Consider the following 22,541-nt stretch of genomic DNA (forward strand, 5'->3'; position numbering starts at 1 on the left):
CTTTGCAGGGGCTTTTTTTTGCCTTTATCTTTTATATGAATAAGCAAATCATGAATTGGTATATAGTTTTATATAATATGAACTGCATTTAATATTAGAAAGTTTCTGTGATTTATGTCAGATTAATTTTGTTAGCATTTTGCGTAGCTTTACCCTGAAAAAAGTAGCGAAACCATGCTTAAAAAAGACTTAATAAAATCGGACCTACCTACTGAACAATTGGCTGTATTAGAAGCGTTGCCAATGCCTGCTGCGTTATTTTCTGCGACAGCTGAGCTGATATGCGCCAATCAAATATTTAAACATCGATTTCAGTCAGACTTACAAGAGATCGTATTAAATCATGTGTCCGTGATGCAGCAAAAAACCAAAGCCACAAGTTCTGAGTTTGATTTACGCTGTTTAGAGAACGATAGCATTGAACCCTTTATGTATAGTGAAAATGAACGGCATTATTGGTTTACGCTCAAACCAAAGTTTCAACAAAGTGGCGATTTGGAACATGTGTTGTTGTGCTGTGCGGACATTACAAATTTAAAGCAATTCGAATTATCGCTGTTGAAACATAACCAACAACTCGAACAACAAGTTTATTTTGATTATCTGACAGGGATAAAAAATCGACGTGGATTTGATTTAGACCTTTCTCAGTGGCAAAAAAGCTTCGCGGTTGAACAAGCCGATGAAATTTGTTTGATGATGCTCGACTTAGACAATTTTAAGCAAATCAATGATATCTACGGCCATGCGTTTGGCGATGAGGTTTTAAGAAAAAGTGCGCAGCTTTTAAGGGGGCAAATTAGTCAACTCGCAGATGCACAAATATATCGCATGGGTGGGGAAGAGTTTGCAATGATTTTGCCACGCACGGCTATATCGACTGCATGTTCGATTGCACAACAATGTTGTGAGCAAATCTATGCTTCTTCGATGAATTATGCGGATAAGGCTTTACAACTGAGTATCTCATGCGGAGTGGCCTTGTGGGATGGTACAGAGTCATTTTTTGAAACATTGGCACGTGCTGATCAGGCTTTGTATCAAGCCAAGAAAGGCTCGAAAAATTGTACCTGTTTTAATGATGGACAAAATGTGGCGCTATTTGAGGAAACAACATTTAAAAAACCATCAGACTGTGGGAAAAACACATAGATTTAGGCCGTAACATAGAGAAAGATTTGAGAAAGCAGTATGATGCAACAGGTCAAAATTGACAGAAAACATTGGCAGTCAATTTGCTAATGAACGAAGCAGTTAAATATTTAAAGTATTTGAGGTGAATGTGTCTTCTTTAACAGACGTTTCCACACATGCCCTGACAGAAGCGCAGCAGCGTATTCAGCAGGATTTACTGACAGCGCTAGATGCATTTTCAATTCCAGAACCCTTAAAAGGGGCGGTGTATCATGCTGTGATGTTGGGTGGAAAACGTGTTCGACCGGCACTTTGTTATGCAACAGCAGCATTAAAACCCAATACCAATTTTGCAGCAGTACGCCGTGCTGCGGTGGCAATTGAATTTATTCATTGCTATTCATTGGCACACGATGATTTGCCGTGTATGGACAATGATTTACTTCGTCGTGGTCAACCAACTTGTCATGTGGCTTTTGGTGAAGATACGGCCTTACTTGCTGGCGATATTTTACAATCGATGGCTTTTGAAGTTTTAGGCAGTCGTCTTTTTGATCAAGGCCCAGCCGTTGAAGCGCCGATTATCTTAAAGCAAATGCAAATTTTAGCGACTGCAACTTCAAAAATGGTCAATGGACAAGTCCTAGACTTACAAGCGGAAGGCAAACACGTCAGTCAGGATGAACTGGAAAATATTCATCGAAATAAAACCGGCGCTTTAATTTCTGCAGCAATCATGATGGCGGCAGTGACAATATTTAATGGCACAGATCAAGCTATTCCTAAACTCCGCGAATTTGGTCTTGCGATTGGTTTAGCCTTTCAGGTGCAAGATGATATTTTAGATATTATTGCTGATACTGAGGCATTGGGTAAAACAGCAGGTAAAGATCAACAAGTGGATAAATCCACATACCCTGCGTTAATGGGTCTCGAGCAAGCCCAAGCTTATGCAGAAGAATTACATGCGCAAGCGCTTCAAGCTTTGGATTATTTTGCAGAAGACGCGGCAGAATTACACAAGATCACGCAGTTTTTATTAAAACGTCAAAGTTAATATGACGCAGTAAAGACATTAGCCCACACATTCAACATGTTGTGGGCTTTTTTATATTTTGTACATTTGAAATAGAAGTAAATAAACCTCTAAGTAATATCTAAATGGATGACATGATAAAAACAAAAAAGGACGCCTAGCGTCCTTTTTTGCAGATATTATAACTTAGAAATTTAATTTAAGTACTATTGGTCTTAAATACTTTCTTTATAGATACGATCCGCTTCTTCAAATTTTTCAGTGACTTCAGCAGATGGCGCTTTGCCCATTAAGCTCACAATGATGATTGCAAGTAGTGAGCAGATGAAGCCAGGAATAATTTCATAAACGCCTGTATCGCCCCACAGGTTTTTCCATAGAATGACCATGACTGCACCAACCACCATACCGGCTAAAGCACCGTTCAATGTCATACGTTTCCAGAACAATGACATGATAATCAGTGGGCCAAATGCAGCACCAAAGCCTGCCCATGCATATGCGACGAGACCAAGGACTTTAGAGTCAGGATTACCCGCCATATAGATCGCAAGCAACGCAATCATTAACACCATGAAACGGCCGACCCAAACCAATTCTTTTTGTGAGGCATTTTTACGTAAGAATGATTTATAAAAGTCTTCAGTTAAGGTACTTGAACAGACTAAAAGCTGGCAGCTGAGGGTACTCATGATGGCAGCTAAAATCGCAGCCAATACGATACCTGCAACCCATGGGTTAAATAGAATTTTAGTCAATTCCATAAAGACCGTTTCAGGGTTAGCTGTAACGACACCTGCTAGTTCTGGATGCTGTTGGAAATAAGCAATACCGAAGAAGCCTGCTGCAACTGCGCCACCGAGGCAGAGCGTCATCCATGTCATACCAATACGGCGTGCATTAGGAATCGATTTAACTGAATCTGCTGCCATGAAGCGCACTAAAATATGCGGTTGACCAAAATAGCCTAAGCCCCATGCCAATAAAGACATGATTGCGACAAAACTTAAGTCAGCAAATACATCCATGGCTTGAGGGCGTGCTGCTTCAAGTGCCAGAGTGAATTGGGTTAAATCAGAGAACGACAACATGACCACGATAGGTGTCAGCAGCAAGGCAAAAATCATAAAGCCCGCTTGAATGGTATCGGTCCAACTGACAGCAAGGAAGCCACCAATAAACACATAGCTCACTGTTGCGATGGCACTGATCCAAAGCGCAGTGCTATACGACATACCAAACATACTTTCAAATAATCGAGCGCCTGCAACCATGCCTGAAGCACAGTAAATTGCGAAGAAAATCAAAATAATCACAGCAGACACGATACGTAAGATTTTCTTTTGATCGTTAAAACGATTTGAGAAATAGTCAGGTAGGGTTAAAGCATTATTTTGAACTTCGGTATGTACACGGAGACGACCTGCCACAAGTAGCCAGTTGAGCCAAGCACCGATGATCAGACCAATTGCAATCCACATTTCAGATAAACCTGAAAGGTAAATCGCCCCCGGAAGACCCATGAGCAACCAACCACTCATATCCGATGCACCTGCAGAAAGGGCAGTGACAAAGCTCCCTAATCGGCGGCCACCTAAAATGTAGTCAGAAAAGTTACTGGTCGCACGGTATGCAAGTAAACCGATCACGACCATGGCGACAATATAAAAGAGAAAGGTAATTAGGGTGGGATTCAGGGAGCTCATACGGTATCCGCTTTGGCGTTGGACAATTGCGTTTAATTAGGGGACTCAATGGGATTTGCCTAAGCCAAGTAGGTGAAATCGAACGATAAGTCCTAAAACGTCAAAAAAATAACGTGAAATTTAAACATAAATTCACAAACTTTGCCTTCTTTTTTGTTTTGGGCATAAAAATGGGCCGTATGTCACGACCCATTTTAATTAATGCGAAGATTTAGTTATTACGTCCCATCACACCACGAATGGTGTTAAGTACATCCGCAGGTAATACCACAGTTTTGGCATTATTAGATTTAGCCATATCTTGCATGGCTTTGACGTATTGTTCACCCAGTAAGTACGCAACTGGAATTTCTTTATCGCCGACGGCTGAACTCACCATTTCAATTGCACGCTGTGACGATTCTGCCAATACAACTTGAGCTTCTGCATCACGACGAGAGGCTTCTAAACGACCATCTGCTTCTAAAATAGCCGCTTGTTTTTCACCGTCTGCCTTGGTCACAGTCGCACGACGTTGACGTTCCGCTGCTGCTTGCTCTTCCATTGCAGCCTGCATGGTATGAGAAGGTTTAATATCTTGAATTTCTACAGTTTTAAGCGTAATACCCCAGTCAGAGATATCATCAGAAATAGCAGCTTTAAGTTTAGCCTTAATATGATCACGCGATGAAAGTGCATCATCGAGGTCCATTTCACCGACAATTGAACGTAAAGAGGTTTGAACTAAGTTTTGAATCGCCCATGTGTAGTTTTCAATACCGTAAACTGCTTTTTCAGGCGTGGTTAAATTGATATAAGCCACAGCATTCATCAGCAGTACCGCATTGTCACGTGTGATCACTTCCTGAGAAGGAATATCTAACACGATATCTTTGGTTGTCACTTTATAAGCCACTTCATCGACATACGGAATCACAAAGTTCAGTCCCGGATTGAGCGTTGTATGGTATTTACCTAAACGCTGAACAATCCATTTATAACCTTGGGGAACAATACGGACACCTTTAAAAATGGTGACGGCTACAAAAACTAAGAGCGCTAAAAAAACAATAGAAACACCAGACATGTCATTTCTCACTTATTTATGGATTGTCAGTGGGGTGGTTGCTGCTGTGCAGTTGGACGACTAAATCATTGCCTAAAATATCGGTCACGCGAACACGATCACCGACTTGAAGTGCATCTTGGGTACGGCAATGCCATTCGTCTGAACCTAAAACAGGCATCGGGAAGCGAACTTTAACGCTGCCATGATTGAGCTGGGTTTGAATCATCATACCCACTTGGCCAATCGTCGCTTCACGCGACAGACCTGCTTTGGTTTTATCAATGGATAAAGGCTTAATAAATTTGAACCACAAAAATGTGCAGAGCACGGCAAAAATAATCCAAACCACAATTTGGACATTAAAGTCCATGGATGGAAAGATCCAATATAAGATCCCAACCAAAATTGCAGAAACGCCAAACCATAGCGCAGCAAAAGACGGCAAAATCAGTTCAAAAAGCATCAAAACGACGCCCAATACAAACCAGTGCCAAGGTTCTAAAATAAATTCCATACATCTACTCTTATATAAGGGTGAATTGATATAGATGAACCAGTATCTATATCAATGTAGCAGATGTATAACTCAATGAATATAAAAAAAATCGTTGAATTATATTTTCGCTTTTGGTGCTGGTTTAAAGGCCGCAGGGGACTGTTTAAAGTTATCGATCGCCTTAATAATGCTATTCACTTTGAGCTGTGCGGCTTTTTCACCTTCTAAAATCGTCGCATTGCTCGACTTTAAATCGAGTGTGCCAATATGTCCCACTTTAGGTTGAATCACGAAATTGGCATTTTTTAGTTCTTCATTAATACTTTGTTGTCCCATAATGTTAATGGTTTGATCGAGTAAACCAAACATGCTTACGGCTTTGCTACCATCAGGACGCGCAGAAATATCCACCGCAATCACGATATCTGCACCCATATCACGTGCCGTTTTCACTGGAATTGGGCTGACTAAGCCACCATCGACATATTTCACCCCTGCAATGGTTGCAGGTACAAATACATTCGGAATGCTGCACGATGCACGTACCGCTTGGCCGGCATTACCACGGTTAAATTCAGTTTTACTGCCATTATCTAAACGGGTGGCTACAGCAGCAAAGCGCTTTGGAAATTGTTCAATTGATTTATTGCCGACGTTTTTATTGACAAAGTCTTGCAGTTTTTGCCCTTGAATAATGCCTTGGCTATTTAAGGTTAAGTCACGAATATCGGACTCTTTAAAGTTCAGGGCCAATTGCTGCATTTGATATGGTGTTTTACCGCTGGCGTACAAGCTACCGACAAAACTACCCGCACTGGTCCCAGTCACAATCTTAGGTTTAATACCATGTGATTCGAGTACTTTAAGCACGCCAATATGAGCAAAACCTTTGGCACCGCCACCACCGAGCGCAATCGCGATCACCGGTTCACGTGCTTTGGCTGGTGTAGGTGTCGTGGTCGCAGGTGTTTTGGTTGCAGAATCACAGCCAGTGAGTGCCAATACAAAGAGGCTAGGAATCAGGTAATGCAAAAGTTTCATGTGTGAAATCTGATTGTTAAATATACAAAGTGCACATCACATCAAAAAAATAGCCATTTGACTAGGGCTTTTTCCAGTGCTTTTGTAACGGCAAGGCCAACCATTCGGGATTTTTCGGGGAAAATTTGCCATCATAAATCTTCAAAATTTTTTCGAGATCAGTTTCAAAATCTCCACTCGGTTCAAAAACACCCAAGCAATGAATGGTTTTCTTTGCATAATCAAAGCTAAACATCACAATTGGTATCTGTGCTTCATAGGCAATATAGTAAAAACCACTGCGGATTTTATCGGCTTTTTTTCGTGTTCCCTCAGGTGCCATTCCAATCCAAATTTGATCTGTCGCTTGGACAATCTCAGTAATTTCACGCGTCAGTCCATGTGGATTTTCACGCTGCACAGGGATCACGCCGACCCAATCCAAAAGTGGTTTTAAGGGAGTATTGAAAAGGGTGTTTTTGCCAAAAATGGTTATTTTTATCCCGATCCCAAGCAAGGCGAGAAAGCCGTGCCATGCATCTATATTAGAAGTATGCGGAGAAATGATTGCCACAGCTTTGGCAAGGTTTGGAAATTCGCCGTCAAATTTCCATCCTTGTGCCAAGAAAAGTTTTTTAAAAATTGTTCGGCTCAGGATGGAACCGCGTGATGGAACTTGATCGGGCAAAACTGGAAATAATTGAGTCTTTTGATTCATTGCATATTCTTATATAGGTGAAATCCATTTTCGATGTGATGCGCATTTAAAAGTACGGCATCAGCATTGACCTTATCTTAGGTCGATGATTTTTTTAGATCATTGGCAAAATAGCCGCATTTTGACTACTCTAAATGTAACTTCAGCGCATTCAACATTTAGGAACTTATGATCCAGCTTCGTCAGCTCTATCTTTTACTGTTTTCCTTATATTGGGCGCAAGGGTTACCTGTCGGTTTTATGACACATGCTTTACCGGTGATTTTAAGAGCGCAAGGTGTGTCTTTGGCGCATATTGGTGGCTTTGGATTACTCATGCTGCCATGGTCGATCAAAGTTTTTTGGGCACCGTGGATTGATCGACATGGTTCAAGGTCCAAAGGGCACTATCGGAGTTGGATTATTCCAATGCAGTTGTTGTCCGTGGTGGTCTTGGTCTTCCTGTCTTTTTTGCCGATCCAAAGCTTGAATGAACCGATGTATCTGCTGCTGTTTTTTGTGGCTTTACTCAGTATGAATTTGGTCGGTGCGACTCAAGATGTCGCAACCGATGGCTTGGCTGTCAATATTTTAAAAACTGACCAACAGCACTGGGGCAATACCTTTCAGGTGATTGGTTCAAGACTCGGTTTTATCGTCGGTGGTGGTGCTGTGCTTTGGGCCTTGGATTGGTTGGATTGGCAAGCCACATTTCTGTTTTTAGCGGCATTGGTATTCATCAATACGATTCCTATTTTTCTCTATCGAGAACCTTTAAAGCCACAGCTCAACATAATTTCCTCTCAAGAGAATGATAACAACCATAAGCATACTTCAGCCTTGTTCTACGCTATTCGCCAGTATTTGACTTATTTTTCTCAAACTAAAACCCTCACACTGTGGCTCATGATCTTATTGAGTTTTAAGCTTGCAGATGGTCTGGCAGGACCCTTACTTAAGCCGCTGATGGTCGATTTAGGATTGAGTTTTAGTCAAATCGGTCTGTATGTCACCATGTTAGGTGCGGTGGCTGCTTTAATTGGGGCGGGGCTTGCAGGTCTAAGCTTGAAGTATATTTCTCGGGCGCAGGCCTTGGTTTTCTATTCGGTATTGAAAATATTCAGTTTATTGGCCTATGCATGGCTGGCTTTACAGTTCGAGGCTAAACGGCAGGTTCATGAATGGCTGATCTATGGGATCAATGCTGCCGAAGACATGATTTCAGCCATGCTGCTCGTGATCATGCTGACTTTGGTGATGCAATATAGTCGTAAAGCATTTGCAGCAACGGACTTTACATTTCAGGTTGCCATTATGGCGACGGTGAGTGGGGGGCTGTATAGCATCAGTGGCATAGTGGCCGATCAGTTGGGTTATAGCACTTATTTATTTTGGATCACAGGTTTGGCTGCATTGAGCTTAGTCCCGATTCTATTTTGGGGAAAAGCATCAAAAAATGACCAAAATCACTTCTAAATCATGATTTTGGTTGTTTTTTATCAGCTAAAGCACTAAAAGAGCAATGCAAATATTATTTTAATAATTTTGTAATATGTTTCGCGTGTGTAATATCTGTTACAAAATAATTTAAGGAAATTTTTTGATGAAAACTAAGTTAGCAGCGGCTATCGCATTGAGCCTTTTGGCTGGGTCAACCTTTGCAGCACCAACCTTCTACGGTGAAATTGATGCGTCTGTTGATTATTTACCTGAAGATAATAAAACGGGTGTTTCAGACAAAGATGTCGTTGAAATAAGTTCAAACAGTTCTTTCTTGGGTTTAAAGGGCGATGAAAAACTGACAGACCGTTTAAGCGCAGTTTATGCAATTGAATGGGCATTTAACTCAGACGGCGAAGGCGATGACTGGTCTAAGCGTAACCGCTTCGTTGGTTTGAAAGATGCGAAACTTGGTACATTGAAAGTTGGTGCACACGATACCCCATTAAAACAATTGTCTAGTCCGGTTGATACATTCAACAACTACGTGGGTAACCGTGCTGATGTTACAGGCATCATGACGGGTGAGAACCGTGTAGATAACGTTGTTGTCTATGAATCACCAGCATTTAAAATTGCTGAAGGTGCAATTAAAGTTAATGCATTGCTTGCAACAGGTGAATCTTCAGGAATCAAGAGCGACAAAGGTGTAGTAAAAACTGCAGGTCGTGGTCTTGGCGATGCTTGGTCGGCGTCTGTTGTCTATGACAGCCCCGTTGTTGTCGCAGGTTTAGCGTATGACAAAGCCATTCCATCGAACTTTGGTGGCGTAGGGATCTTAAATGCTGAAAGTCCTGAAGTTGCGGGTACAAAAGCATTTGCTGCTGCAAATACCGTTCGTGCGATTGGTCGTGTAAATCTTGAGGGTGGTTTGGCACTCAAAGCACTGTATCAAACATCAGAGGTTGAGGCTGCTAAAGGTAATGATGTTGCAGCAGCAAATATTGATGATGCTCAAGGTTGGTTAGTTGGTGCAGAATACAATCTACCATCTGCAAAAGCGTGGACAGTAAAAGCACAATATAGTCAAAATACCACGACCTATAAAGTGGGTGATGATTACGAAGCTCAGCAATTCATTGCAGGTGCAGATTATGCATTTAGCAAACAAGTGAAAGCTTATGGTTATGCAGGTTACTTAGCACTTGAACAAGGTTCTAATGAAAGCGAACAACCTGTTCTAGGTACAGGTCTAGAATTTAAATTCTAAGACCTTGATTTAAGTTGTTCAAAAGGCGATGTTTTACATCACCTTTTTTTATTTTTCTTGCATGGTTTTGATCAGTTTTAAGTGATTTTTAAGTTTGAATTTTTAGATTAGGGCATCAAAGATCAATAATTGATGCCAATATGCTTCAGGTCATAGCTAAAATACAGCAAAAAATTCCAAGACTTAGTTTAAGTCAATTTAACCTCGTGCTTGCCTTATGGCTTGGGGTGGTTTTGAACCTCGCGTTTTATCAGCAAATCCAGCAGCTCACACCTTATACGGGTCTGAAGGCCGGACTATTTTTAGCGGCAACCGTACTGGTGGTGGTGGCACTTTATAATGTGTTGATGCAACTACTGCAATGGCGATGGAATTCAAAACTTTTGGCGAGTGTTTTGCTGATCATTGGTGGCTTGAGTGCCTATTTTGTCAATAGTTTAGGCGTGACCATTACATCTGACCAAGTACAAAACATGATGCAAACAGATGTAAAGGAAGTGCAGGATTTAATCTCGCCACAATTTTTTATCTGGGTCTTTGGACTGGTTATTTTGCCAGTGCTATTGATCTGGCTTTTGCCACTGCATAAAGAAGCCCTAAGCACAGTTGTTGCCAAAAAGGGGCTACATATAGTGTTATCGCTCATCCTCATGAGTGCTTTGCTGTTTGTTTATTTTGTCGATTATGCTGCGATTTTTCGTGAGCATCGTGACTTAAAAGGCATGCTCTCACCACAAAACAGTATCGCTTCGACCTTTTCCTATTATCACAAAAAAGCACCGAAACAGGATTTGCCATTGCTGATCTATGGTGAAGATGCACATATGGTTGAAAACGTAAGCGCCAAAAGCTTACCAAAATTGATGGTCTTGGTGGTCGGTGAAACTGCGCGCGCGGAAAGTTTTTCACTCAATGGCTATGCTAAAAATACCAATCCTGAACTCAGTCAGCAAAATATTATCAATTTTAGCCAAGTCAGTTCATGTGGCACCGCAACCGCTGTGTCTGTTCCTTGTATGTTCTCAGGTATGCCGAGAACCGAATATGACGAACAGCTTGCAAGTCATCGCGAAGGTTTACTCGATATTGCACAGCGTGCAGGTTATAAGGTGACGTGGCTAGATAATAATTCAGGCTGTAAGGGCACATGCACACGTGTTGAAAAATATGAATTTCCTGAAGCACTAAAGAAAAAGTGGTGTGATGCCGATGGCGAATGTCATGATGAAATCTTGGTGGATGGTTTGAAGGCATATTTGGCTTCGATCCCCAAAGCAGATCCAACTCCCCGTTTAATTGTATTACACCAAATGGGCAGTCATGGCCCTGCTTATTTCAAACGAAGTACCGCAGCGTTTCAAAAATTTAAGCCAACCTGTAATAGCAATGCCATACAGGGATGTAGCTCGACAGAGTTAATAAATAGTTATGACAACAGTATTGTCTATACCGACCATGTGCTGAGTGAATTGATTAACACCTTAAAAGTGACTAACAACTATCAAACAGGACTGTGGTATTTGTCCGATCATGGCGAGTCGACCGGTGAGCATGGCTTGTATTTACACGGTTCTCCATATGCAATTGCACCGTCACAGCAAACGCATGTGCCGATGTTGATGTGGTTTTCACCGGCTTGGCAAAAAAATAATTCAGCGCAATATACTTGTTTAATGGCACAAAAAAGCAAAAAATTAAGTCAGGATAATCTATTTCCATCGCTATTGAATTTGCTCGATGTGCAGACTCAAGTGATTGATGAAAAAAACAATATGTTGCAACAATGTACTTCAGTACAGCGCAGGACTTAAGCCCATGCACAAAATACTTATTATTGAAGATGATTTCATGATTGCCGAATCGACTAAAACCTTGTTGAACTATCAACAGTTTGAAGTCGAGTGGGTGAATAATGGTATCGATGGCTTAAAGCTCATAATGCAAGGGGGGATTGATATCGTCTTGCTAGATCTGGGTTTGCCGATGATGGATGGTATGCAAGTCCTGAAACAAATTCGTCAAATGCAGCCTAAATTGCCAGTGTTAATCATCTCGGCACGTGATCAATTACAAAATCGTGTAGATGGTTTAAACCATGGGGCAGATGACTATCTGATCAAGCCTTATGAGTTTGATGAATTACTTGCACGGATTCATGCACTCCTTCGACGCACAGGGCTGAGTTCAGTCGAAGCACCACAGAAAATTTTAAAACATGGTGAATTGATTTTAGATATTGAGCAGCATCTTGCACGCTATAAGGGGCAATATGTTGATTTATCTAACCGTGAATGGGCCATATTGATTCCACTGGTGACGCATCCGAATAAGATTTTTTCGAAAGCCAATTTAGAAGATAAGCTTTATGATTTTGATAGTGATATCAGCAGTAATACTATTGAAGTGTATGTGCATCATCTCAGAACAAAATTAGACAAAGATTTTATTCGCACCATACGTGGTTTAGGTTATCGACTCGGTTAAGGCAAAGGAATTATCGACCATGCAGCAGCCTTATTCTCTGAAAAAGAGACTAATTATTTATGTTTCTGTTTTCAGTATGCTTTTGGGCTGTCTTTTGGTGTTTTCAGCTTATCGAATTGCACTTGAAGAAATTAATGAAATTTTAGATGCGCAAATGCAAAATTTGGCGGAACGTGTTGCAGAGCATGATCCGCAGCCCATTCGCAGCGAATTTGATCAACATAAGCGTTATCACGAAGAAGATTTATTTGTCGATGTATGGACTTATCAATCCAATGCGCATCAAACCCATCAATTAAAATTATTGGTCGCGCCTCAGCCCAAAGCCGGTTTTTATACCCACAGAACCCAACAGGATGAGTGGCATACCTATATTTTGCCACTCGCAGATCGGCAAATTCAGGTTAGTCAGCAAGAATCGGTTCGGCAGCATCTTGCAGCAGAATTGGCCAGTAGTATGTTTATTCCCTATTTGGTTTTTATACCTTTTGCATTAATCGCTTTGGGATGGTTGATTCAACGCAGCTTAAACCCACTAGAAAAATTTAAAAAAGAACTGGCAAAACGGGATGCCTTTGAACTTTCTCCAATCTCTCAAACGCCGTATCCAGAGGAAATTGCGCCGACCATTATTGAAATGAACCAGTTGTTTGAACGGATTTCATTGTCACAGCAGGAACAGCGCCAGTTTATTGCTGACTCAGCGCATGAGTTACGGACCCCGCTTACCGCACTGAATTTGCAAATGCAGATTTTGCTACAAAAATTTCCACAAGATGACGCTCTACAAAATTTGAGTAAAGGTTTAATTCGTATTCAGCATTTGGTCAGTCAATTATTGAGTTTGGCAAAACAAGACGCCTCGGTCTTTGAACTTGAGCGCAAACAACATTTTGATCTTAAGCAAGTCGCAACCAATTGCGTGGAGCAACTGGTACATTTGGCTATGCAAAAAGATATTGACCTTGGGATGGAGCAACAACAGAGCATTGCCTTATATAGTCTTGAGCCAACGGTACATTCAATCATTTTTAATTTGATTGATAATGCCATTAAATATACCCCTGCACAGGGCATGATTAATGTCTCCGTCTTTGAACATGCGGGGCAGGCGGTTGTACAGGTTGAAGATAGTGGGCCTGGCATCGACCCAGCTTTATATGAGCAAATTCGAAAACGCTTTTATCGAATTTATAATCATGAAGAAATTGGAAGTGGTTTAGGCTTGGCGATCGTGGATAAGGCCGCTGCGCATATTGGTGCACGTTTAGATTTTGCGAAAAGTGAAACGCTGGGTGGGTTGAAAGTAACGATTCAGATTCCGCTAAGACCTTTAAACTCCTAATTATTTTAATTTACTCCTTGCGAATAAAGCCTATATCCATTCAAAGTGTTTATAGGCAGTTTTGATTTTTTCTGTGGGTAGATAACGACAGCCAAATGTATAAATGACTGTGTTAAAGGCCCAAATGATCCATACGGTCCAAAGGTTATGACTCAGAAAATGCGCACCCCGCATCATTTGCGCCCAGCCAAAAGCAAAGCCTAAAATCAGCCCAGCAGATAAAAAGAAGTACGCACGGGCAGGTCGATGTATTCGATAAACAAAATATCCCGTAATTAAGGCAAAACCAGTCGCAGCATGGCCACCCGGGAAGCAGTGTCCTTGGCGTGCTGAAAAATCCCAAGAAAAGCCTTGGGCTGTGGCGACGGTCATATTCCAAGGGCAGGCATGTGCAGATTGTGATTTGAGTAAACCAATCATTGCCGTGCTGAGTAGAGCCACCACGATAAAATAGCCAAATTCAAACTTGCGAGCTTTCAGATATGGATATTTAAAACTGCATATCCATGCTGCGATATACAGGACATACACACCTATGACGATATTCTTGATATAGCGATGGTTCAGCACAGCAAGTGCCCAATCATTACGATGAGGAAAACCACCATGTAGGTCGACCCAAGGCTGAATAAAAGCTTGGTCGAGCGAACCACCGACGGGGAAAACATAAAGGAGGCCAACCAAACTGAGTGTGAGCAGCAGGGCTTGCCGTAATAAAAAGAAACGGTTCGAGAGCATAAGTCGTGTGATGTGCTGAAATTATTTTGTTTGAATGCTGCTATTTGAAACCACGAAGCTTAAATCAGACTTAATCGGCTATTTGAACTGTATTGATATCGATAGTGAAGAAGGTGCATAAAGCAAAACGGGCATTGTGTTAAAGTTTTTGAAAACTCAGTAATAAAGATTTATGAGCATACGTGCAGTCCTTTTTGATTTAGATAATACTTTGACTCACCGAGATCACAGCGTTCAGGCGTATACGCAGTATTTAGCCAAGTCTTATCAGTCGACGCTGGTGGAGGTAGACCTTGTACAGATTAAACGTATTATTAATCGTATAGATAATGGGGGATATCCGAAAAAAGAACTCCTTACTCATCCGAGTATTGGGGCATCTGTCGCTTATGCTCTACAAACGGAGCTGAATTGGATACATCAACCCGATTTTGATGAGCTGACACAATTTTGGTTTCAGTACTTCGGTCAGTTTGCCGTGGCGATGCCTGGGGCATTGAGCTTGCTGCAGCAACTAAAACAACAGCAGTATAAATTGGCGGTGGTGTCGAATGGTGGACATGCCACACGACTGAACATTTTAAATGGACTAGGTTTTGCATCGTATTTTGATCAGATCATCAGCTCGGAAAGTGCCGGGATCAGTAAGCCCAAAGTTGAAATATTTCAGCATAGTTGTCGTGAATTGGGCGTGGCTGAAACCGAGTGTTTATTTATTGGTGATCATCCTGTCAATGATATTTATGGTGCGAGCCAAGCAGGGATGTCTGCCGTTTTGCTTGAAGGCTTTCATGCTTTAAGTGCAGAACAACAGCACAGCATTCCCAATAAAATTCAGCATTTGGATCAGGTCTTAGATTTTCTAAAATAAGGTGATTTAAACTCAAGCTTTAAGCGAAGTTCAGGGTAAAAAAAGCGGCATAAATGCCGCTTTAGATTGTGCTGTTTAGAACATGTTTTCTTCAGAGTTTGCCGAAATACGGTGAATACTTAAGTCTGCTCCACGGAATTCTTCTTCTTGATCTAAGCGAATGCCCATTGTGACTTTGAGTAGACCATAAACGATGAAACCACCTGCCAATGCAATCACGATCGCCAGCAGCGTACCGATACATTGGGAGATCATTGAAATATCGCCTAAACCGCCCAACCATTTTTGTCCAAATACACCCACTGCAATACCACCGAAAGCACCACAGACACCATGTAGTGGCCAAACGCCGAGTACATCATCAACTTTGAGTTTGTTCTGCGTGTAAGTGAATAATTTTACAAAAATAACTCCAGCAATTGCTCCAATGATTAATGCGCCTACAGGATGAACCACGTCAGAACCTGCACAAATAGCGACTAAACCTGCTAATGGGCCGTTGTGAAGGAAGCCCGGGTCATTTTTACCCATGAAGTTTGCCGCCAATGTGCCACCGACCATCGCCATGAGAGAGTTAATCGCGACTAATCCTGAAATCGCATCAAGGCGTTGAGCACTCATTACGTTGAAGCCAAACCAACCGACAATGAGAATCCAAGAACCGAGTGCCAAAAAAGGAATACTTGAAGGTGGATGCGCACTGATACGGCCATCTTTTTTGTAACGACCATGACGCGCACCGAGTAAAAGTACTGCAGCTAAAGCGATCCAACCGCCCATGGCATGTACCACGACCGAACCTGCAAAGTCATGAAAGGCTGCGCCAAATGTGCGTTCTAACCATGCTTGTAGCCCAAAATTACCATTCCATGCCATGCCTTCAAAGAATGGATAGACCAAAGCGACCAATAATAATGTGGCAATCGCTTGAGTCCGCATTTTTGCACGTTCAGCAATACCACCTGAAATAATCGCTGGAATGGCTGCGGCAAAAGTCAGCAGGAAGAAACAACGCATTAAGTTGTAGCCATGATCGGCTGCTAAAGTGTCCCCAATATGGAAAAAGTGCTGACCATAAGAGATGTAATAACCCACAAAAAAGTATGCAATTGCGGAAATAGAAAAGTCAGTCAAAATTTTACTCAGCGCATTGACCTGATTTTTATGTCGTACTGTACCTAATTCTAAAAATGCAAAGCCAGCATGCATGGCAAGAACCAAGACTGCACCAAGAAGGAGAAAGAGGAGATCTATATTTTGCATAAGGTGTTCCAGTTTAGTGCGCTAGTTCACGAAAAGAAGTTCAGTATATCGAGCGGAATAATTTCGAAAAGAGGAGTGAGAGAGGGAAATTTTGATTAAAAAAACTAAAAAATGTAGAAGACTCGATATAAAGCAAAGACTTGCATGAGTATGACAACAATGCACTAAAATAGTGCAATGGTGATTTGCAATGACAAAATTAAATGAATGATTATTAAGTGAAAAACTATGTTTTTAGAATCTGTTTAAAAAATGAAAAACAAATTGCGCCATTTCTGAGTTAATTCAGGGCAATTCATTATTTTGTATTTTTATCTGATTGATAGATGTTAGTGCGAGAATAAAACTGAAAATTTCCTCATGATACATTTTTGGGAGTTTGTCTGAGCATCTTGTAGTCTTCAAAAGATGAAAGCTGGATGTCTTGCCTGAACTGAAATGATGCACAGATATTAACCAATGAAATCTCTGCTGCTGCACTTTTAGATGGCGAATAAAACATTGAAGGGTGGGTCTGTGGTGATGGTCGTTGGATCTTACTGTATTTTGATGACGTGTTTAATTGAAGCGGCAAAGAATTTTAAAGTTTTAGCCTTGAATGCTTAAGCTAAACGCTGTGTATTAATCGCTTCAGCCCAGTCACAACATCCGCAGCGCGGGCAGGTATCCTGAGCACCGTGAATGTACATGGTTTTGCCACAGTGCGTACAGGCATACAGCTAATGCATTTTGATATCTCGAACCGCTTTATAGGGTTTCGGAAATAGTGGCAGTCCATAACGCACTTGTTCAGGTGGGTAAAACAAAATACTAAATTTTCCATCACTTTCTAATAAACCAACTCGAACTTGTCCAAGATGCTCCACATTTTGCTGACGCATTTCAGAGAAGAATTCATCATGTGACATTTTACCTTGTTTAATCTTTTCTAAAACCAATTCACCATCTTCAACAATGTAGAGGGCTTTGCCTTCAATTAAATCTTCAAAGGGTTGGTATTTCATCATGAGCCAAGTGATTACTCGGTATAAACCAATTACCACCGTCATCACAATGAGAGCTTGCAGGAGGGGGAGCTCCTCTTCAAACATTGGGTCGCCTGCAATAGAACCCAAAGCAAGGAGGATGGCAACTTCAAAGATGGATAACTGACGTACGCCGCGTTTGCCTGTTAGGCGTAAGAATACGATGATTAAAACGAACATAATGACGCTACGCAAAATCACTTCGGCAGCAAAAGTCCATGTGGTGTCATGGATGAATATTTGGGCTAAATCCATGTCTCATCCTTTTTTATCGTTATATGTTTTAACTTAGCAAAGCGCTAGGCGATAAAGCAGCTCAATTGTGTTAATTTTTAAGCATTATTTGAAAATGGATTTCATGCTAACGGTATTGTATGCATGAGATATTTGATGAAAAAAAGTGCTTTAAAATAGCCATAAAAAAAGCACCGACGAATCGATGCTTTTGATGTGGTCTGGCAATTTTTAAAGATGCTCAGTTATTTAATATGTTCTGCAATATCCGTAAAGATTACACCTAAACCATGTGCGCCAGCATCTGGATAGCCAAGACTACGGTCGCCTACAGTTCCCGCACGTCCCATACGCGCTACGATCTCTTTGGTATTTTCAGCGCCTTGAACCGCCGCTTTTGCACCAAGTACAAAGTTTTCTTTAAAGGATTTATCGGTATGGGCAGACCAAGAATCTGCGCATGGTACAAGTGCATCAATCAGGGTTTTATCACCCACCACTGCGCCGCGTCCAAATGAACGCTCACCTGTAGTTTGAATGCCTTTGACCGCTGCTTGCAGCATCTCGGCAAAATCAGCGACAGTTAAAACTGATTTGCCTTGAATTGATTTCGCTGCCGCACGGAATGCTGAACCCCAGATTGGGCCAGACGCGCCACCACAATGTTCCATAATGATCATTGAGCAGTTCAGCATGAATTCATCCATCTGCTGCGCTTGAATCAGACTTTGCCATTCACGTTTTAATTGCTTAAAGCCTTTCGCCACGCTCATACCGAAGTCGCCGTCACCAGCATGCGCGTCCAGCTCACAGAATGGCACTTCATTTCTAATGATACAGGCAGACATCACATCCACCACATAGCGCATGTTTTCGATGGTGAATTGCTCATTGCTAATCACCGCATGTTCAGGCTGTGTTTCAACTTGGGTGTTTACTACAGCTTCGGCTGAAGCATCTTTGGATACAAAAGTTAAAGGCTGTGCTGCTGAACCATCCATTTTAAATGCAGGGGTATTGGCTGCTGCATCGAGGTAGGTTTTCAATTCATCATCGACAGCAAGCAAGGACACAGATGCACCATTCATGTCGATACTGGTCATATAGTTGCCGACAAATGTGCGGTAAATTTTGATGCCTTTACGTGCAAGGTGTTCGCATACATCATGGTTGAAGACGTACAACTCTTGCAGCGGTGTGCTACCAAAGCCATTGACCAAGACTGCAACTTCTTTCATGTCAGGGCGGTCAAGGAATAAATCATCTACGATGCGCTGTGCCATTTTTTTAGAGGGCAAGATTTTTTCACGGCGGATGCCGGGTTCACCGTGAATGCCGACGCCATATTCCATTTCGTCATCAGCCAATGTGAAGGTTGGCGTACCTTTAGCAGGAACGGTACATGAGCTATAAGCAAAACCAAGGCTAATGACGTTGTCTGCAGCTTTTTGAGCAATCGCTTTTACTTCGACAAGTTCTAAACCTTTTGATGCCGCTGCGCCTGCAATCTTATGTACAAATACTGTGCCTGCAACACCACGACGACCGACTGTATAGAGGCTGTCTTTGACCGCAATGTCATCTGCCACTTTGACATAGTCAACTTTGACACCGTCTTCAGTTGCAAGGGCTGCACCATTCTGGAAATTCATCATATCGCCAGAATAGTTTTTGATGATCATCAGCACGCCTTTGTCAGTTGCGACTTGCTGTAAGGCTTTATAAACCTGAATTTGCGACGGAGATGCAAATACGTCGCCGCACACAGCAGCGTCTAACATGCCTGTACCGACAAAACCTGCATGGGCAGGTTCGTGACCGCTACCACCACCACTGATAAGTGCCACGTTATTGTGCTTTTCTTTGCGTGTAATGATTTTGTGCGACTCGTTAAATGCGAGTTCTGGATGGGCAAGAACAAAGCCTTTGCACATTTCAATTACGATGTTTTCTGCACCGTTCATGAGTTTTTTCATTAATGCACCAATGGGTTATGAATTTGGGGAGATCTAAAGTGATTATTATAAGGAAATTGGCGTGGTGTCTGACATAAAAGTGTAAAAAAGGGCAGTTGATCGATGAGTGTGGTGGAAAATTGACGTCTCAGTTGTATATATTCTTCGATAGAATCCCTCTCTTGCGAAGCTACGCTTCTCACCTTTTGCAAAGGGGGACTTTTTCATGTGATTAAATGAATTACGTGATAGTCCCTCCCTTTTTTAAAGGGAGGTTAGGAGGGATTAAAAATATTAAAATAGAAGAATAAAATGAAACCCTACAATAAAAATTTAAAACAAGCCTCGCGTGATTTACGCAATAACATGACTGATTTACCTCTCCCTAACCCTCTCCTGAGAGGAGAGGGAACTTTCACTATTGAATTAACCTGATTATTAAATTAGATGGTGCTCCCTCTCCCTTTGGGAGAGGGCTGGGGTGAGGGCTTGAATGTAGGCTTTAGTGCGATGGTAGTCAGCACTTTTCGCCTGAAGAATTAGAGGCAGATCGAGTTCGAGATGAGGCTTTGGCTCAGCTTGGGTTGAAGGTGCTGAGATTTGATAATGGGCAGGTGTTGAGGGAGATTGCTGGGGTTGAGGAAGCTATTTATCATTACTGTCATAAAGAATCCCCCTAATTCCCCCTTTTTCAAAGGGGGACTTTCGCGAATTTATTGAATTGCGTGACAGTCCCTCCCTTTTTTAAAGGGAGGTTAGGAGGGATTGCATAATTGAGGTGTAGCAGTCATCTTTTGTAAGAAAATAGTAACGCAACTTGAATGTTGTTTTTTAAGTTTTTGAAAACTATAATTTATTTGTATTTAAATAAGTGAAAAATTATGACAGAGTATACAAAAGTAAATTTCTTAGTGGGGGTTAATGGGAGTGGTAAAAGCCGACTTTTGAATTCTATAGGACAAAAGTATTTAAGGCAAAATAAAAGTGTTTTAGCAATATCAAATACGGTCTTTGATAAATTTCATCAAAAAGGCTATAAAAAATTAAGTGCTAGAGCAGGAAAATTTTTTTTAAAGAAGACTATAATTGATTCAATATTAAGTGAAAATAACAGAATCTATAATATCTTAGAATATTTAGGTTATGAAAAAGAGCTAGGTGTTTTAATCTCATTCTACCCAGATTTTGATGGTGATTTTCTAACATATTTTATTAGAAGTATAGATAAATATAATAAATTTAAAGTGCCTGATGCGCATAGTTATATTGACTATAATTTAGATGACCTTGAAGCATTCTGTATTCAATTAAAAGAATTTTTACATCCATATAATGATTATGATGAATATTTCTTTGATCTTGGATATTGGGGGCATCTTGATAGAAACCTCAAGACAATGCCAATTTTTAGAAAACTTTATGAATTATTTGCAAATAAGAAAATAATTAAAATTGACTTCTTGCTATTTAAAGGTAATCAAAGTTTTAAGTTGGATGGAGCAAGCTCAGGAGAGTCTCATTTTTTGGCACAGATGCTATTTTTGGATAATAGTTTAAATAATAATGAAAAAAATATTATTTTAATTGATGAGCCTGAAATTAGCTTACATCCAAAGTGGCAAAGAGAGTACTTGGTCAAGATATATGATTATTTTTATTTGTATGATATGAAAATATTTATAGCTACACATTCGCCACTAATTATTTCAAAAATTCAAGTAAATCAAAAAAAATTATATGATGACTATATAGGAAATATTGAATATAAAATATTTAAGGTCGTAAATCAAAACTTAACTGTTATAGAAGAAGATGAAGACTATAGTATTGAGTCTTTATATTGGGAAGTATTTGGTATTCTAACTCCAGATAATTCTTTTTTATCGAGATATTGTGTAGATTTGCTCGATCAATATGATCTTGGAAGGATTACACATGATGAAATTTCTCAAAAATTTAATGAACTCAAAGATGCATGTGATCTCGATATTCAAAGAAATACACTAAATAAAATATTTGATGAATTTGTAAGAGGTTAAGCAAATGAGCTCTATAGATTTCTCGAATTACCAATGTATATACCCTAAGCTAACTTTAAAAGGTGAACCGAGAGCTCACCCATGTGTTTGTAAAAATAAACCTTGGGATTGCAAATCTTTTAAAGGCTTAAAACAGCAAATTAAAAAGAAGCTAAAAGCTGATTTTGATTTAAGATGTTCATATTGTTTAAGAAAATTTTCTGAAGATGAAGACATTATTGTTCATATAGAACATGTATTACCTAAAGATGTTTATACAAAATATACTTTTGATGATAGAAATTTAGCCTTATCATGCCCTAGATGCAATACAGGATCTCAAAAGGGAACTAGAGTTGATTTCATCAATAATCTATTATCAAATAAGAATTATGATGATTCTGTTGATTTTTCCTTAGATAATTATTTGTTCATTCATCCTGTATTAGAAAAAAATATTAATTTTTACCAGCTGATTAGTTTGGATATAGATAAAGATGTTTTTAGAAGATATAAAATTATTAATTATCATCCTAAGCTCCGCTACACTTTTAAATTTTTTAATTTAAAGAGAATCGAAGTAGGTAGTCTAGATAGTTGTAAGTTGACAAAAATAACTAATCATGCGAAAAGGTTTTTTTAGTTAACAGATGTTCACACATGCCTCGGATTGTTTCTGTACCACTTAGTTTAGAACAGCGAGAACGACTCATTTTTCTGGCCAAACATGCAAAACATTGGCGTGAAAGACAACGTGCCCA

Annotated in this window: 19 protein-coding genes and 2 pseudogenes; 12 read left to right on the forward strand and 9 right to left on the reverse strand. The window is 40.5% G+C overall.

Annotated elements, in window-relative coordinates:
- Window positions 1-174: 174 nt before the first annotated feature.
- A complete protein-coding gene (locus FTU38_RS04870) occupies window positions 175-1,152 on the forward strand; it encodes a GGDEF domain-containing protein (protein WP_180110674.1) in 978 nt (325 codons plus the stop codon).
- A gap of 130 nt (window positions 1,153-1,282) precedes the next feature.
- Entirely contained in the window at window positions 1,283-2,191 is a 909-nt protein-coding gene (locus tag FTU38_RS04875; protein ID WP_078193048.1) for a polyprenyl synthetase family protein, read from the forward strand.
- Window positions 2,192-2,385: 194 nt separating this feature from the next.
- Here FTU38_RS04875 and putP read toward each other — a convergent pair whose 3' ends face one another.
- From putP to FTU38_RS04900, 5 genes are all read right to left on the reverse strand, one after another.
- The gene (gene putP, locus FTU38_RS04880) at window positions 2,386-3,876 is read right to left on the reverse strand and encodes a sodium/proline symporter PutP (protein WP_078189970.1); all 1,491 of its coding nucleotides are present in this window, start codon (window positions 3,874-3,876) and stop codon (window positions 2,386-2,388) included.
- Between the two features lie 211 nt (window positions 3,877-4,087).
- Window positions 4,088-4,942 (reverse strand): SPFH domain-containing protein, encoded by an 855-nt coding sequence (locus FTU38_RS04885; RefSeq protein ID WP_078189969.1) that lies wholly within the window; start codon window positions 4,940-4,942, stop codon window positions 4,088-4,090.
- A 16-nt stretch (window positions 4,943-4,958) separates the two neighbouring features.
- Window positions 4,959-5,438: an NfeD family protein gene (locus FTU38_RS04890; RefSeq protein ID WP_180110675.1), complete on the reverse strand. Its 480-nt coding sequence runs from the start codon at window positions 5,436-5,438 to the stop codon at window positions 4,959-4,961.
- A gap of 99 nt (window positions 5,439-5,537) precedes the next feature.
- Window positions 5,538-6,461, reverse strand: a complete 924-nt coding sequence (locus FTU38_RS04895; RefSeq protein ID WP_078189967.1) for a patatin-like phospholipase family protein — start codon at window positions 6,459-6,461, stop codon at window positions 5,538-5,540.
- A 61-nt stretch (window positions 6,462-6,522) separates the two neighbouring features.
- Complete coding sequence (locus tag FTU38_RS04900; RefSeq protein WP_180010085.1) at window positions 6,523-7,158, reverse strand: 1-acyl-sn-glycerol-3-phosphate acyltransferase; 636 nt, start codon at window positions 7,156-7,158, stop codon at window positions 6,523-6,525.
- Window positions 7,159-7,326: 168 nt separating this feature from the next.
- Here FTU38_RS04900 and FTU38_RS04905 point away from each other — a divergent pair, with 168 nt between their 5' ends.
- From FTU38_RS04905 to FTU38_RS04925, 5 genes are all read left to right on the forward strand, one after another.
- Entirely contained in the window at window positions 7,327-8,613 is a 1,287-nt protein-coding gene (locus FTU38_RS04905) for an MFS transporter (RefSeq protein ID WP_180065314.1), read from the forward strand.
- A 127-nt stretch (window positions 8,614-8,740) separates the two neighbouring features.
- A complete protein-coding gene (locus FTU38_RS04910; protein WP_180110676.1) occupies window positions 8,741-9,847 on the forward strand; it encodes a porin in 1,107 nt (368 codons plus the stop codon).
- Window positions 9,848-9,987: 140 nt separating this feature from the next.
- The gene (locus FTU38_RS04915; RefSeq protein ID WP_180110677.1) at window positions 9,988-11,658 is read left to right on the forward strand and encodes a phosphoethanolamine transferase; all 1,671 of its coding nucleotides are present in this window, start codon (window positions 9,988-9,990) and stop codon (window positions 11,656-11,658) included.
- A gap of 4 nt (window positions 11,659-11,662) precedes the next feature.
- Window positions 11,663-12,331, forward strand: coding sequence for a response regulator transcription factor (locus FTU38_RS04920; RefSeq protein ID WP_078189962.1), 669 nt, complete (start codon window positions 11,663-11,665; stop codon window positions 12,329-12,331).
- Between the two features lie 19 nt (window positions 12,332-12,350).
- Complete coding sequence (locus tag FTU38_RS04925) at window positions 12,351-13,676, forward strand: ATP-binding protein (RefSeq protein WP_180110678.1); 1,326 nt, start codon at window positions 12,351-12,353, stop codon at window positions 13,674-13,676.
- A gap of 30 nt (window positions 13,677-13,706) precedes the next feature.
- On the opposite strand, the gene FTU38_RS04930 is transcribed toward FTU38_RS04925, so the two are convergent.
- The gene (locus FTU38_RS04930) at window positions 13,707-14,414 is read right to left on the reverse strand and encodes a phosphatase PAP2 family protein (protein ID WP_180110679.1); all 708 of its coding nucleotides are present in this window, start codon (window positions 14,412-14,414) and stop codon (window positions 13,707-13,709) included.
- Between the two features lie 172 nt (window positions 14,415-14,586).
- Here FTU38_RS04930 and FTU38_RS04935 point away from each other — a divergent pair, with 172 nt between their 5' ends.
- On the forward strand, window positions 14,587-15,285 hold the full coding sequence (locus tag FTU38_RS04935) for an HAD family hydrolase (protein WP_180110680.1): 699 nt from the start codon (window positions 14,587-14,589) through the stop codon (window positions 15,283-15,285).
- 75 nt (window positions 15,286-15,360) lie between these two features.
- Here the strand turns inward: FTU38_RS04935 and FTU38_RS04940 are convergent, their stop codons facing one another.
- The 3 genes and pseudogenes from FTU38_RS04940 to dhaK all read right to left on the reverse strand — a co-directional run bounded on the left by FTU38_RS04940 (window position 15,361) and on the right by dhaK (window position 19,783).
- The gene (locus FTU38_RS04940) at window positions 15,361-16,548 is read right to left on the reverse strand and encodes an ammonium transporter (RefSeq protein WP_180041200.1); all 1,188 of its coding nucleotides are present in this window, start codon (window positions 16,546-16,548) and stop codon (window positions 15,361-15,363) included.
- A 602-nt stretch (window positions 16,549-17,150) separates the two neighbouring features.
- Window positions 17,151-17,828 (reverse strand): annotated as a pseudogene (locus tag FTU38_RS04945) (DUF421 domain-containing protein).
- 224 nt (window positions 17,829-18,052) lie between these two features.
- Entirely contained in the window at window positions 18,053-19,783 is a 1,731-nt protein-coding gene (dhaK, locus tag FTU38_RS04950) for a dihydroxyacetone kinase subunit DhaK (RefSeq protein ID WP_180110681.1), read from the reverse strand.
- Between the two features lie 548 nt (window positions 19,784-20,331).
- Here dhaK and FTU38_RS17005 point away from each other — a divergent pair.
- The 4 genes and pseudogenes from FTU38_RS17005 to FTU38_RS04970 form a co-directional block, all read left to right on the forward strand.
- Window positions 20,332-20,442 (forward strand): hypothetical protein, encoded by a 111-nt coding sequence (locus tag FTU38_RS17005; protein ID WP_373683955.1) that lies wholly within the window; start codon window positions 20,332-20,334, stop codon window positions 20,440-20,442.
- Between the two features lie 201 nt (window positions 20,443-20,643).
- Complete coding sequence (locus FTU38_RS04960) at window positions 20,644-21,801, forward strand: AAA family ATPase (protein WP_180110682.1); 1,158 nt, start codon at window positions 20,644-20,646, stop codon at window positions 21,799-21,801.
- A 4-nt stretch (window positions 21,802-21,805) separates the two neighbouring features.
- Window positions 21,806-22,423, forward strand: a complete 618-nt coding sequence (locus tag FTU38_RS04965) for an HNH endonuclease (protein ID WP_180110683.1) — start codon at window positions 21,806-21,808, stop codon at window positions 22,421-22,423.
- A 17-nt stretch (window positions 22,424-22,440) separates the two neighbouring features.
- Window positions 22,441-22,541 (forward strand): annotated as a pseudogene (locus tag FTU38_RS04970) (helix-turn-helix domain-containing protein); the annotation flags it as partial.

It is taken from the genome of Acinetobacter sp. YH12098 (assembly GCF_013419235.1).
Lineage (GTDB): Bacteria > Pseudomonadota > Gammaproteobacteria > Pseudomonadales > Moraxellaceae > Acinetobacter > Acinetobacter amyesii.